The following is a 13,956-nucleotide window of genomic DNA, read 5'->3' as shown; positions in this document are numbered from 1 at the left end:
TTGGTGGGAGACATGAATATGTATGAAGAATTTTATGGGCTGAAAAGCCGGCCATTCCAGCTCACGCCGGATCCGCACTATTATTTTGAAAGTGTGACCCACCGCAAGGCTTTGTCCTATCTGGGTTACGGTCTCGCGCAAGGCGAGGGCTTCATCGTCATTACCGGTGATGTCGGAGCCGGTAAAACGACTCTGGTCAGCCATCTGATGGCGACCATAGATCGGGCCCGCCTGACCGCTGCCAATATTGTGACAACGAAGCTGGATAGTCGCGACATTGTGCGCGTTGCTGCCAATAATTTCGACATCGATACCGAAGGGATGGACCAGGCCCAGTTGCTCAGTGCATTTGAGGAATTTCTCCACAGTGAAGCGCGGGCCGGGCGCCGGTGTCTGCTGATTGTCGATGAATCGCAAAATCTGCCCACGGGCGCGCTTGAAGAGCTCCGCATGCTGTCAAATTTCCAGCTCGGTGGACAGGCCCTGTTGCAGATATTCCTGCTCGGCCAACCGGAGTTCCGGGACATGCTGCAGCAGTCCAATCAGCTCGAACAATTGCGGCAACGCGTGATCGCGCATCATCATCTCGACCCGATGGGTTCCGATGAGATCGAGCCTTACATTACCCACCGCCTGTCCAAAAGCGGCTGGTCCGGACGCCCGAAAATTACGTCGGATGTCTTCCGTATCCTGTTTGACGAAACCGGCGGCGTGCCGCGCAAGATCAACACATTGATGAGCCGGGTTCTGCTGATGGGGGCAGTCGAGCAGGCAGAGCTGATTGACCAGTCGCTGGTCGGTCGGGTTCTCGCGGACCTGAACGGTGAGGAAGTCGAGATTGCTGAACCGGAAGTGGTGGACGCAGCAGAACTGTCAGCGAAAAGCCCGTTATGGCAAAAACCACAACGTACAGAAAGCGCAAAAAGCCCTCCCTCGGCTTCGGTGGATAGTGCGCCAGAACAGTCGGCCCAGCCGGTTGCTGAACCCAACGCTCCAGCACCGGCTCCGGTGCAGGAATCCCCGGCCGAGCAAAGCACGCCTGTGGCGGCATTGGTCGAAGAGACGCCAACGGCCGTTGTCGCGCCTGTTACAAGCGAACCGGACGCTGCCTTTCGCGAGGCCATTGCCCAGCAGATTGCGGCGATGGAAAGTCGATTGGATAGCCAGGAAGAAAATCTGCATCGTGTCTTGACGATGCTGGTCGACTGGGTCGAAGACGATGTCCGCAGCAAGGAAAGCTATGTCAATGCAGGACGCGCAGCTTGAATCGATTGACCGGGCGAAAAATGCAACCGCATTGTTCAATGCCATGTCGGTCGACATTGAAGACTGGTTTCAGGTCGGAGCTTTTGAATCGGTTATAGACCGGTCCGATTGGGAGAACCTGGATTGCCGGGTTGAACGCAACACCGATGCTGTTCTCGCTCTGTTTGATGCCGCGGGAATCAAGGCCACATTCTTCACGCTGGGCTGGATTGCCGAACGCTATCCTGCGATGATGCAGCGCATTGCCGCCAGAGGGCATGAAGTGGCCAGCCATGGTTATGACCATCAGCGTGTTTTCACGCTGAGCCCGGATGCCTTTCGCGCCGATATCGAACGCACACGCAAGATATTACAGGATACCAGCGGGCAGGCGGTTACCGGATATCGCGCGCCCAGCTTCTCCATCGATCAACGGACCCCCTGGGCCCATGAAATTCTGGCAGAGCAGGGCTATAGCTATTCGTCTAGCGTCGCGCCGATTCAGCATGATCACTATGGCTGGCGAGACGCGCCACGTTTCGCCTGGAAACCGATAATGGGGGCATCTTTGGTGGAGCTGCCCGTAACCACAGTGCGTTTGGGAAACAAGAATTTGGCCGCTGGCGGCGGCGGATTTTTCCGGCTGCTGCCTTATGCGCTATATCGCTGGACCATCCAGACCATGCACAAGCAGGACGGTCATGGGGCGATATTCTATTTTCATCCGTGGGAGATTGATCCCGATCAACCCCGCGTGCCGGAAGCGCCCCTGAAATCGCGTTTGCGCCACTATGCCCGGCTGTCGGCAATGCATGGCAAGCTGGAACGGGTGTCCCGCGAGTTTCAGTGGGGAAGAATGGACGAACTTGCTGCTCTTGAAGCGGAGTTTCTGTGATGAATATGGCGTTTAGACCGGACCAGCTGAGTGTGCGTTCAATCGGCGCGGCAGACGAGACTGACTTGGCCCGTATCGATCATTTCGTGGCCAGTCATCCGGACGGCACGCCATTCCATCGCACGGCCTGGATGCGCGCCATTGAACAGGGGTGCGCGCAGGAATGGCGATATCTGCTGGTCGAACAGGACCATGGGGAAATTGCCGCCATCGTTCCGCTTCACCTGATTCATTCCGGCTTGTTCGGTCGCGCCCTGGTGTCTTCTGGTTTCGCGGTTGGTGGCGGAATTTTGAGCACCAGTAGCTATGCGACAGAGAGACTCTCTGCCGCGCTTGTGCAGTTTGCGGAAGTGCATAGTTTTCCATCGATCGAGCTGCGGGGTGGCGTTTGTCCGGAGGAGCATTGGACCAACAAGGCAGATATCTATGCGGGCTTTGTGACCGCGCTGGCTGTAGATGACGAGGCCCAGTTGCTTGCGATCCCCCGCAAACAACGTGCTGAAGTCCGCAAGGGTCTGAAAAACGCGTTGACGGTCACTGTCGGCACAACCGAACAGGACCGTGACGCCCATTATGCCATTTATGCCGAAAGCGTCCGGAATCTCGGGACACCAGTCTTTCCCAAAGCGCTGTTCGCGGCCGTGCTGGACGGCTTTGGCGATGACGCAGATATCTTGACCGTATCACATGGCGATCGGCCGGTTGCCAGTGTGCTTAGCCTCTATCACGATGGTACCGTGATGCCTTATTGGGGTGGTGGAAGTTTCGCGGCGCGCGGTCTGCGGGCCAATGACATCATGTATTATGCGTTGATGAACCATGCCCGGGAACGCGGCTGTTCGCGCTTTGATTTTGGTCGGTCCAAGGTCGGTACCGGCGCTTATGCGTTCAAGAAAAACTGGGGCTTCGAGCCAAGCCCGCTGTCTTATTTCACCCGGTCGCTTGACGGCGAAGCGGTGCGCGACATCAATCCGATGAGTCCGAAATACCGGATGCAGGTGGCGCTGTGGCAAAAGCTGCCATTGGCGTTCGCCAATCGTATCGGGCCCTGGATTGCCAAGGGCCTTGGCTGATGGCTGAGCTTCTGTTTCTGGCGCATCGCGTGCCCTGGCCGCCCAATCGCGGCGACAAGATCCGTTCCCATTTTCTGCTGCGCAAGCTGATGGCGCATGCGAATGTGCATCTGATCTGCTTTGCCGATGATGCGGACGAAGCCGCAATAGACAGCCCGCTGAAAGATCGTTTGGCTTCCTGCACGATCATTCCGCGGAGCAAGCCGCTATGGCTGGCTGGCATGGAAGCGCTCGTCCGAAATCAGCCTGTGTCGCTGACATCTTTTGACAACAAGGCGTTCAGAGCCGCGACCGAGGCGCGGATGGCAGCGCAGGATATTGACTGTCTGTTCGTGTTTTCCGGCCAGATGGCACAATATATTCCCGAAGCTTTTGCCGGCCGTATTGTGATGGATTTTGTCGACGTCGACAGCGCCAAGTTCGACAGCTATGGCGCGGATGGATCGGGCCCCATGGCATGGATTAACCGCCGCGAAGGGCGCTTGTTACGCGGATTTGAAAACAAGATCGCGGCGTCCGTGCACCAGTCCCTGTTTGTCAGTCCGGCTGAGGCAAAGCTGTTTCAGGAGCGCAGCACGCGTGCGCGGCACCCCGTCACTGCGGTCGGTAACGGGATCGACTATGACCATTATGCCGAAGACAGCCTGCGCGCTGATCTTGGGCAGGGCGGTCCGTTGATCCTGTTCACCGGGCAGATGGACTACCGGCCGAATATCGAGGCGGTGGTCAGCTTTGCCAGGGAAACCATGCCGCTCGTCCGGATCGACTGCACAACGGCGCAATTTGCCATTGTCGGGCGCGCGCCAACGGCGGAAGTTCGGGCACTTGAGGGCCACAATGGAACGCTTGTAACCGGTGCGGTTGACGATATTCGTCACTGGCTAAACGCAGCGGATATCGTCGTCGCACCACTCAGAATTGCTCGTGGTGTCCAGAACAAGGTGCTGGAAGCCATGGCGGCCGGCAAGACGGTCGTGGCTTCGCAGCAGGCTGCCGAAGGGATTGCTGCTGTTGATGGCACCCATTTTCGCATTGCCGATGATCCTCGCGATGAAGCGCGAATTATCTGCGACCTGCTCGATTCCCCGAAAACAGCCCAGCGCATCGGGAAGCAGGCTCAGGCCATGGTCCGCTCAAACTATAGCTGGGCCGGCAAGCTAAAGGACATCCCCGCGCTTTGCGGGCTTGAAGAAATAGCGGTTCTTGAGGCTGCTGAATGAACAGCGTTGCCATGGATCCCTTGCACCCGTCGGCGCCGCAATCCGAACAGGCGTTACGATCGGCTTGGTCGCAGCATTTGCGATGGGTCGCGCTGGCCGCTGCGGCGATATTGCTGTGTTTCTGGCAAGATTTTTTCGCAATGTTCCGGACCTGGTGGGACATTTCCACCTATAATCACTGCCTGTTAATCGCGCCAATCATCGCATGGCTGGTGATGCAGCGTCGGGACGAGCTCGCAAAAATCACACCCCAAATCTGGATGCCGGGTTTGTTGTGGATCGGAGCCGCTGCGGCGGGTTGGCTGGTCGGAGAGGCCGCAGGGGTCGCTTTCGCGCGCCAGTTGGGCGTTGTCATGTTGCTTCAGGGGGTGGTGATCACCGTGCTCGGCCTGCAGGTCGCGCGGGGTCTGCTCTTTCCGTTATTCTACAGTTTCTTCCTGGTTCCCTTTGGGGAGGAATTTGTTCCTGCGTTACAGACCATTACTGCGAAACTGTCGATGTTGTTTCTCGGGTGGACCGACATTCCCGCGTTTATCGACGGTGTTTTTATCTCGACCCCGACCGGCTATTTCGAAGTTGCGGAAGCCTGCTCCGGGGTCAAGTTCCTGATTGCGATGATCGCCTATGGCGCGCTGGTCAGCAACCTGTGTTTTCACAGCTGGCAACGGCGCGCTCTGTTCATGGCGGCGGCGGTGATCATCCCGATCATTGCCAACGGGATCCGGGCCTTCGGAACCATTTATATCGCCCATCACACCACAACGGATTTTGCCACCGGCTTTGATCATATATTCTACGGCTGGTTTTTCTTCGCCTTCGTGTTGGTGCTGGTCATGGCAGCGGGTTGGCCATTTTTTGATCGCAAGCTCGAGGAACCGATGATCAATGGCGACCATCTGGCCTCTTCCGCTTCGGGCGTTTCGCCGCGATGGGGGCTGCGTCCTGTCATGCTGGCCATCGCCGCGATCATCGTGACGCCGTTAATCTGGGTCAGCGTGCTGGCGGCGCAGAGCAGCCCGGTTCCCGACAAGATCGCCTTGCCTGATGTTGCAGGATGGAGTCAGGTGGCTTACGAACCCCGGTTCGACTGGCAACCGAAATTTGACGGTGCCAATCATCAATTGCTTGGTCGCTATCGCAATGACCAAACTGGCGCGCAAGTCGACCTGGTGATCGCGGTTTTTGATCGGCAGGAAGATGGCCGCGAAATTGTTGGCTACGGGCAGGGTGCTTTTGATCCGCGCAGCCAGTGGTCCTGGAGCCGCAATCTGGAGTCACCTGATTTAGGTTCAGCCTTGCAGATTACCGCGCCCGGACCCGTGGTTCGCGATGTCTTTTCTTTCTTCCGGGTTGGCGCGATCCTGACCGGTAGCGGTTCGGCGGTGAAGATTGAAACGCTCAAGACGAAACTGCTCGGCGGAAACCAGCAGGCAACCGCGATCCTGATCTCCAGTGAGCATAGCGAAGATACCGAACCGCGCGCAGCGATGGATGCTTTTGTCCAGGCCCTCGGTCCGATTGACAAATTGGCTGACGCGATGGCCGGGTTGCGCTAGGGCGTCTCCCATGTGCGGCATTGCAGGAATCTTTCATCTGGAAACAGCCAAACCGGTTGATCCGGCACGCCTGACCCGGATGACCGACAGCCTGGTGCATCGCGGGCCGGACGGGTCAGGAATCTGGACCGCGCCCGGGGTCGGGCTGGGTCACCGCCGTCTGTCGATCATCGACCTCGAAGGCGGCGCGCAGCCGATGCTGACCAGCGATGAAGCGCAGGTTATCAGCTATAATGGCGAGATCTATAATTATCAGGACGTGCGCAAAGAGCTTCAGGCGCTGGGTCATGTGTTCGTCAGTGACAGCGATACCGAAGTCATTCTTCACGCTTGGCGGCAATGGGGCGTGGAATGCCTGTCGCGATTAAATGGCATGTTTGCCTTTGCGCTTTTTGATCAGCGCAAGAAGCAGATGTTTCTCGCCCGCGATCGCCTGGGGGTAAAGCCGCTCTTCTATGCGCCGGTTTCGGATGGCAGCCTGTTGTTCGGTTCGGAACTCAAGGCGCTGCTCGCCAATCCGCTGCTCCGCCGGGAACCGGAAGTGCGGGCGGTCGAAGCCTATATGGCCTTTGGCTATGTCCCTGACCATCTGTCGCTGCTCAAGAATGTACTGAAACTGCTCGCGGGCCACTACCTGCTGCTTGAGCGGGGCAAGCCTTTGCCCAAGCCAGTGCGGTATTGGGATATGGATTTCAGCGACCGCAGCAACGCTTCGGCGAGCGCGCTCGAAGAGGAATTGGTTAGCCTGATGCAATCGGCCGTCGGTTCACGCATGATTTCGGATGTGCCTTTGGGCGCGTTTCTGTCCGGCGGTGTTGACAGCAGCGCGGTGGTTGCACTGATGGCCGAGAAAAGCCGGCAGCCGGTCAAAACCTGCTCGATCGGCTTTGATCAGGCGAACCTCGATGAAACCGGCTATGCGCAGCGGATCGCGGACCGCTTCCAGACCGAACATCGCTCCCGTGTCGTGGGTTCCGATGATTTTACCTTGATCGACCGGTTGGCGGATCATTTTGATGAACCGTTCGCCGATGGTTCGGCTCTGCCAACCTATCGGGTTGCCGAACTGGCGCGGGAAAATGTCACGGTGGCGCTGTCCGGTGATGGCGCGGATGAAGCGCTGGCCGGATATCGGCGCCATGTCTTCCATCACGGAGAGGAACGTATTCGGGCGCTTCTTCCCCAGGCCTTTCGCGGTCCGACGCTGGGGTGGCTTGGCAAGCTCTATCCCAAAGCCGATTGGGCCCCGCGCCCGCTGCGCGCAAAATCGACCCTGCTGTCCCTCGCACGGAGCGGCCCGGAAGGCTATACTGACGCGGTCGGTGTGACCGGGTCAACGCTGCGCGACAGCCTCTATTCGGATGGCATGAAGCGGCAGCTGTCCGGATATCGCGCGGAAGATCATATGATCGATCTGATGACCCATGCGCCGGCGCGTGACGGTCTTGATCAGGCCCAATATGCCGATATGAAAATGTGGCTGCCCGGTGATATTCTGACCAAGGTTGACCGGACCAGCATGGCGGTCAGCCTTGAAGCGCGCGAACCGCTGCTCGATTATCGTCTGATGGAATTTGCTGCGCGATTGCCAAGCCATTTGCGGGTACGGCGCGGGCAGGGCAAATATCTGATGAAAAAGGCGATGGAACGTTATCTCCCTGAAGATATTCTCTACCGCCCGAAAATGGGGTTCGTGACTCCGCTGGCGCAATGGTTTCGTGGCCCGCTGGCGGATGACGCGCGGGCGATTGCCAAGTCCGGCGCGCTGCAGCGGATGGACTGGTTTGACAGCGCTGCGCTGGCCAAGATTGCCGAGGATCATATTGCCGGAACGTCCGATCACAGCCGTCAATTGTGGCAGCTGCTGATGCTCGAAAAATCGCTGCAGCGGCTATTCAGCCTCTGATTCTTTGTCCGCTGCATTGTCGCTATCCGGCGGATAAAGCGCCTCGACAAAATAGAGACCATCGGGCGGCGCATTATGACCCAGCGCGCCACGATCCCGGGCCTCTAATGCCCGCCTGATATCCGCGCCAGTCCACTTGCCTTCGCCGACCATGGCCAGCGTTCCGACCATGGAGCGCACCTGATGATGCAGAAAGGAGCGTGCGGCGACGTCGACTTCAATCTCTTCGCCATAACGGGACACCGCAATGCTATCGAGCGTCTTCACCGGGCTTTTGGCCTGGCAATGAGCGGACCGGAAGGTGGTGAAATCATGCTGACCGACCAAAACTTGCGCAGCATCGTGCATCGCTGAGGCATCGAGCGGACGGACATGGTGCCAGCTCTGCCCCTTGTCGAGCGTCAGCGGGGCGCGGCGGTTGGTGATCTTGTACATATAGCGCCGGCCGATACAGGCAAACCGGGCATGCCATTCCGGATCGGTTTCGACGCATTCGAGGATCGCTATCGGCTCGGGACGCAGCTTGGCATTGATCCCTTCCATCAACCGGAATGCGGTCAGCTGGGTGTCGAGATCAAAATGCGCGCGCATGCCCAGCGCGTGTACCCCGGCATCGGTGCGCCCGGCGGCAAAGACCCGGATATCCTGTCCGGTAATGCCATGGATTGCGCGCTCAACCGATTGCTGGACACTGGGGCCGTGGTCCTGATGCTGCCAGCCCATAAAGGGCCTGCCATCATATTCGATGGTCAATGCAAAGCGGGTCATGACAGCTGGGTCCCCGCTGCGATGGTCGCCCCGTTGAGAAAGGCTTTCAGATCCATCGCCGGCTTGCCCGCTTTCTGGATCAGGGTGGGGCGAACAGCCCCCGTCTTGCAGGCGATGGCCAGCCGGTCATCGAGCACCGTGCCTGCCGGTCCGGAGAGCGATATCGCCTCAGCCGCGTGAATGCGGATGCGCTGGCCATCCTGTTCGAAAAAGGCGCCTGGCACCGGATTGAAGGCGCGGATCTGGCGAAGCACCTGGTCGGCGGGTTGATCAAAATCGAGCTGCGCCTCGGCCTTGGTGATCTTCTTTGCGTAGCTGGCCTGATCATCGTCCTGGATTTCAGGCGGATGGGCCTCCGGATTGGCGAGATAGTCTACCATCAGCTCCGCGCCGATCCGGGACAGTTGGTCGGTCAGCTCACCCGCCGTCTTGTGCGCGATCGGGGTCTTGGCCTTGAGCAGCATCGGACCGGTATCCAGGCCGGCTTCCATCTGCATGATGGTGATGCCGGTTTCGGTGTCACTGGCCAGGATCGCGCGCTGCACCGGCGCCGCCCCGCGCCAGCGCGGCAAAAGCGAGCCGTGAATATTCAGACATCCCATTTTTGGCGCGTCCAGGATCGCTTGCGGCAGGATCAAACCATAGGCTGCGACCACAGCGGCATCGAGATCGAGCGCCGCAAAGGCGGCCTGTTCGTCAGCACCTTTCAAAGAGACTGGCGTGCGCACTTCCAGGCCCAAGGCTTCGGCGGCTTGCTGAACCGGTGACGGGGTCAATTTCTTGCCGCGCCCAGCCCGTCGCGGTGGTTGGGAATATACCGCTGCTATATCATGTCCGGCGGTGTGCAAGGCGTGCAGAGCAGGGACTGCAAATTCCGGTGTGCCCATGAAGGCAAGGCGCAGTTTAGCTTGGTTTTTGTCTGTCATTGCCGGCTCGGCCTTTCGCTATTCGCAAGCCCAAAGTTCACACATTTCACACGGTCCGCAGCGCAAGGTATGGCTGCAAAGTTCACACAATTCACACCCGAAAAACCGCTTTTTTGGGCGGAAAGAGCAAAGCCGTTGTACAGGCTGGAGGCGGCGACAGGAGGGGCAGGGCGAGTCATTGCGCCTCCCTACCGAAACACGCCGATATAGGACAGCATGATTTTGCTTTGAACGTGGTGCCGTTCCGGTTGCTTGGTATTTTCGGTTGGCAGCACTGGCCCCTTGGTCCTAAGGATCACCCTATGGCATCGCAAGAGATTGAAAATCTGGTTCAGGCGCTGTCCAAGCTTCCGGGCTTGGGCCCGCGTTCGGCGCGGCGCGCAGTGCTGCATTTGCTAAAGCGTCCCGAAACCACGATGAAGCCGATCCTTGCCGCGATGGCGCGGGTGGATGAGAATCTTGTCACCTGCAGCATTTGCGGCAATGTGGATACCCAGGACCCCTGCCAGATTTGCAGCGATCCGCGGCGCGACACAAAGTCGCTATGCGTGGTTGAGGAGGTTTCGGATCTCTGGGCGCTCGACAAGTCACGGCTGTTTCCCGGCAAGTTCCATGTGCTGGGCGGAAAATTGTCCGCGCTTGACGGTGTCCGTCCGGAAGATATAGGCATCGACACGCTGATCGAACGGGTGGAGCAGGGCGGTATCGACGAAGTGGTGCTCGCGATGAACGCCACGCTGGAAGGGCAGACTACGGCCCATTATATCGCCGAACGGCTCGAGACCTATCCGCTCCGTCTCAGCCAGTTGTCGCATGGCATCCCGGTTGGCGGGGAACTGGACTATCTCGACGAGGGCACGCTGGCGCAGGCGCTGCGCTCCCGCCGCCCGATCAGCAGCGATTAATCCCCGGTTGCCGGGCGTGGATGCTTGACGAATTGCACCAAAATCCCTAAATTTCACCCATGGCCATATTACCGATCCTTGAAGTGCCCGACCCGCGTCTGAAAACCGTTTCAGAGCCAGTTACGGAGTTTGATGACGCGCTGAAGACGCTCATCGCCGACATGTTTGAAACCATGTATGATGCGCCCGGCATTGGTCTGGCTGCGATCCAGGTTGGCGTCCCCAAGCGGATATTGGTGATCGATCTGCAGGAACCGGCGCCGCATGATCACGATCATGAGCATGGCGAACATTGCGATCACGAGCATGCGGTCATCAAGGACCCGCGCGTGTTCATCAATCCCGAAATTCTTGATCCCTCGGAAGAGCTGAGCCTGTATAGCGAAGGCTGCCTGTCGGTGCCCGACCAATATGCCGATGTCGAACGCCCCGCGACCATTCGCGCGCGCTGGCAGGATGAAGATGGCAAGACCCATGAGGCAGAAATGGACGGCTTGCTGGCAACCTGTCTTCAGCATGAAATGGACCATCTTGAAGGCATATTGTTCATCGACCATCTGTCGCGCCTGAAACGCCAGATGGTATTGAAAAAGCTTGCAAAATTGCGCAAGGAAGCGGCCTAATCGAGTCGTCATCCCGGACCTGATCCGCGCCCAGGACGGCCATTCGCTTTCTGATCCGCAAGATTCTGAAGCACATTCGGGATCTCGATTTTCTGTGGTTGCAACACAGGCTGTGACCGTCTAGGTTCTTGTTTCGTTCCGATTGAAAGGACCTGTCTTGGACCCTGTTGTCGCTATTGTCATTGCTATCGTCACACTGATCCTTGGTGCCGCTGCGGGTTGGTTTGTGGCTGGCCGGTCTGCTGCGGAGCAAGCAAAAGCGGCGGAGGAAACCACCGCTTCGTTGCGAGCGATGCTCGATGCTGTGCAGACAGAACGCGATGATGCCCGCGCGGAACGGGACGACATTCGCGAAGACCGGGATGGCGCACGGCAGCGCCTGGCCTCGCTCGAAGCGGATGCGCGCAATCATGAGAAACAGATCAAACAGCTAAACGAAGCCAAGGAATCGCTTTCTGCGCAATTTTCGGAAGTGGGCGCAAAAATGCTGGAAACCGCGCAGCGTCAGTTTCTGGAGCGCGCGGATCAGCGTTTTGAACAGGCCAATGAAAAAGGCGGCGAGCGGATCGCGAAACTGCTCCATCCTGTGAACGAGCGGCTAACGGCCTATGAAGAAAGCATCCGCAAGATCGAGAAAGAACGCACCGAATCCTATGCCGGAATTACCGCGACCATCGAACAGGTCCGCCAGGGCCAGGATCGGGTGCAGCAGGAGGCGGCGCGTCTCGTCAACAGTCTACGCAACGCGCCGAAATCACGGGGGCGCTGGGGCGAGCAACAGCTTAAAAATGTCCTGGAAACCTGCGGACTATCCGAACATACGGACTTTGTGACCGAGCAGAGTATTGATACCGACGAAGGCCGGTTGCGGCCTGATGCGGTGATCAATGTCCCGGGCGGACGCAAGCTGGTCATTGATGCGAAAGTATCGCTCAACGCCTATCAGGATGCGTTTGAAGCGGACGACGAGGACGCGCGCAGCTTTGCCATGGCGCGCCATTGTACCTCAATGAAAACCCATATCGATGGCCTGTCGAAAAAAGCTTATTGGGACCAGTTTGAAGAGGCCCCCGATTATGTGATCATGTTCGTGCCCGGCGAGCATTTTCTGGCGGCCGCGCTCGAGCACGAACCAACCCTCTGGGACCATGCGTTTGAAAAGAAGGTGCTGCTCGCGACGCCAACCAATCTGGTTGCCATTGCGCGGACGGTGGCGGGTGTCTGGCGTCAGGAAAAAATGGCCGCTGAAGCCAAGCAGATCGGGCAGCTGGGCAAGGAAATGTATGACCGACTGGCCGTCGCCGGAGAGCATTTGAAACGGATGGGCACCGGGCTCGGTAGCGCGGTGGGCAATTATAATAAATTTGTCGGAAGCTTCGAGCGTAACGTCATGGCAACCGGGCGGAAATTTGCCGAATTGAATATCGAGACAGGCAAGAAAGATCTCGATCCGGTGGCCGAGATCGAAGCCCTGCCGCGCTATGCCAGCGAGGTTGAGGCGGCGCTGATCGAAGATGATCGGGACATCAAGGATGAAGCGGCGGAATAGACCGATTCAGGGCGCATCCGGATCGGACAGAATATCTCCGCCACAGCCCTGAAAAATACCACCACCGCTGACACCGATTTCAACCGTGTCAGCATAAACCCGATCGCTCATCCCGTTATTGCATTCGACGCCGCTCCTGATCGACAAATTGATATTTTCGACATCAGAAAAGCCCTTGATTTCCCATCCGGTAGCGGTCTTGGTCATGCGCTGGATCGGCATGGTAAAATCATTATCTCCGGACTGTGAAACATGGCTGATCTGGTCGTCTTCCACCGTGACGGTCCATCCGGGCTCGGTGCCCAGCGCCTTGTAGCTGGTCAGTTTTTCCTGTTCGACGGGTGCGGACTCCTGCGCTTCGCTGCAGGCCAGCAATGGCAAAAATAGCGCGGCAGTCAAAACGGTAGTCATCTTCATGGTTGCTCTTCCTTTGACCGGTCTAGCAGGTCACGCTGCTATTCCAAACGGGGCCTTAGCGCCGCTGATTAAGCACTTCATAGGCCATGACGGCCGTCGCAACGGCGGCGTTGAGACTATCAGCCTTGCCCATCATCGGCATCTTGACCAGCACGTCGCAAGCGGCTTCATAATCGTCCGGCAATCCCTGGGCTTCGTTGCCGATCAGCAGGAATGTCGGCGCGGTGTAGCGAACCGTTTGATAATCCTTGTCGGTTTGGAGACTGGTGCCAACCAATTGCCCCGGTCCGGTGCGCAGCCATTGCAGGAAATCCGGCCAGGCAGTCTGGACGATTTTCTGGGTAAAGCTGGCGCCCATGCTTGCGCGCACCGCCTCGACCGAAAAGGGATCGACGCAATCATCGATCAGGATCAGGCCGCCCGCACCGACTGCATCACCGGTCCGCAAAATCGTCCCGAGATTGCCAGGATCGCGGAGCGACTGGGCGACCAGCCAGATATCCGCGCTGCTCCGATCAAGATCGGCAAGCGCCGTAGGATGGTCGGCGTAAACGCCAAGGATTGCCTGCGGGTTCGCCTTGCCGGACAATTTGGCAATAATCGCTTCGCTGGTTTCAATAATATCGCCGCCCGCTTCATGCGTGGCCTGTTCGATTTTCGCGGCGAGGGGGTGTGGCTCGCTATCCTCGACAACAATCAGGATTCTGGGGGTCTTTCCAGCCTCCAACGCCTCGGTCATGATCCGCAGACCTTCAGCGAGAAACATGCCCTCGCGCTTGCGATGCTTCTTTTCGCGCAGGCTTTTGATCTCGCTTGATTGTAGGATTTGAAAAACCGGTAATCAGTCGCCGTTCAATAGCATCCGCCATCGCG

The 13,956-nt window shown here is 58.2% G+C and carries 12 protein-coding genes and 1 pseudogene; 9 read left to right on the top strand and 4 right to left on the bottom strand.

The annotated features are described in order from the left end of the window. Nucleotides 1-18 precede the first annotated feature (18 nt). From ACZ1GS_RS09745 to ACZ1GS_RS09720, 6 genes are read left to right on the top strand one after another with little or no spacing between them, the layout of a single operon-like run. On the top strand, nt 19-1,266 hold the full coding sequence (locus tag ACZ1GS_RS09745) for an XrtA/PEP-CTERM system-associated ATPase (protein WP_472695006.1): 1,248 nt from the start codon (nt 19-21) through the stop codon (nt 1,264-1,266). Beyond that, a complete protein-coding gene (locus ACZ1GS_RS09740; protein ID WP_472695005.1) occupies nt 1,247-2,140 on the top strand; it encodes an XrtA system polysaccharide deacetylase in 894 nt (297 codons plus the stop codon). Before ACZ1GS_RS09745 ends, ACZ1GS_RS09740 begins: the two co-directional genes overlap by 20 nt. After that, a complete protein-coding gene (locus ACZ1GS_RS09735; RefSeq protein ID WP_472695004.1) occupies nt 2,140-3,213 on the top strand; it encodes a FemAB family XrtA/PEP-CTERM system-associated protein in 1,074 nt (357 codons plus the stop codon). Before ACZ1GS_RS09740 ends, ACZ1GS_RS09735 begins: the two co-directional genes overlap by 1 nt. Continuing rightward, the gene (locus ACZ1GS_RS09730; RefSeq protein WP_472695003.1) at nt 3,213-4,433 is read left to right on the top strand and encodes a TIGR03087 family PEP-CTERM/XrtA system glycosyltransferase; all 1,221 of its coding nucleotides are present in this window, start codon (nt 3,213-3,215) and stop codon (nt 4,431-4,433) included. Before ACZ1GS_RS09735 ends, ACZ1GS_RS09730 begins: the two co-directional genes overlap by 1 nt. Further along, complete coding sequence (gene xrtA / locus ACZ1GS_RS09725) at nt 4,430-5,989, top strand: exosortase A (protein WP_472695002.1); 1,560 nt, start codon at nt 4,430-4,432, stop codon at nt 5,987-5,989. The genes ACZ1GS_RS09730 and xrtA overlap by 4 nt, the downstream gene beginning before the upstream one ends. A gap of 10 nt (nt 5,990-5,999) precedes the next feature. Continuing rightward, entirely contained in the window at nt 6,000-7,895 is a 1,896-nt protein-coding gene (locus tag ACZ1GS_RS09720; protein ID WP_472695001.1) for an XrtA/PEP-CTERM system amidotransferase, read from the top strand. Here the strand turns inward: ACZ1GS_RS09720 and truA are convergent. Both truA and fmt read right to left on the bottom strand, forming a co-directional pair. Next, entirely contained in the window at nt 7,881-8,663 is a 783-nt protein-coding gene (gene truA, locus ACZ1GS_RS09715; protein ID WP_472695000.1) for a tRNA pseudouridine(38-40) synthase TruA, read from the bottom strand. The two genes, ACZ1GS_RS09720 and truA, sit on opposite strands and share 15 nt — an antisense overlap. Further along, entirely contained in the window at nt 8,660-9,565 is a 906-nt protein-coding gene (gene fmt / locus ACZ1GS_RS09710; RefSeq protein WP_472698110.1) for a methionyl-tRNA formyltransferase, read from the bottom strand. The genes truA and fmt overlap by 4 nt, the downstream gene beginning before the upstream one ends. A 326-nt stretch (nt 9,566-9,891) precedes the next feature. Here fmt and recR point away from each other — a divergent pair, with 326 nt between their 5' ends. From recR to ACZ1GS_RS09695, 3 genes are all read left to right on the top strand, one after another. Further along, nucleotides 9,892-10,494, top strand: coding sequence for a recombination mediator RecR (gene recR / locus ACZ1GS_RS09705; protein ID WP_472694999.1), 603 nt, complete (start codon nt 9,892-9,894; stop codon nt 10,492-10,494). A gap of 59 nt (nt 10,495-10,553) precedes the next feature. Next, on the top strand, nt 10,554-11,117 hold the full coding sequence (def, locus tag ACZ1GS_RS09700; protein WP_472694998.1) for a peptide deformylase: 564 nt from the start codon (nt 10,554-10,556) through the stop codon (nt 11,115-11,117). A gap of 157 nt (nt 11,118-11,274) precedes the next feature. Next, nucleotides 11,275-12,666 carry a DNA recombination protein RmuC gene (locus ACZ1GS_RS09695; RefSeq protein ID WP_472694997.1) on the top strand — a complete coding sequence of 464 codons (1,392 nt, stop codon included), beginning with the start codon at nt 11,275-11,277 and terminating at the stop codon, nt 12,664-12,666. Nucleotides 12,667-12,672: 6 nt separating this feature from the next. Here ACZ1GS_RS09695 and ACZ1GS_RS09690 read toward each other — a convergent pair whose 3' ends face one another. Next, complete coding sequence (locus tag ACZ1GS_RS09690; protein WP_472694996.1) at nt 12,673-13,083, bottom strand: hypothetical protein; 411 nt, start codon at nt 13,081-13,083, stop codon at nt 12,673-12,675. Nucleotides 13,084-13,138: 55 nt separating this feature from the next. Further along, a pseudogene (locus ACZ1GS_RS09685) lies at nt 13,139-13,952 on the bottom strand (TrmH family RNA methyltransferase). Nucleotides 13,953-13,956 lie beyond the last annotated feature (4 nt).

This window comes from Parasphingorhabdus sp. W113 (assembly GCF_055693205.1).
The sequence above is the reverse complement of the archived record's forward strand: the minus strand, read 5'-3'. Positions and strand labels throughout refer to the sequence as shown.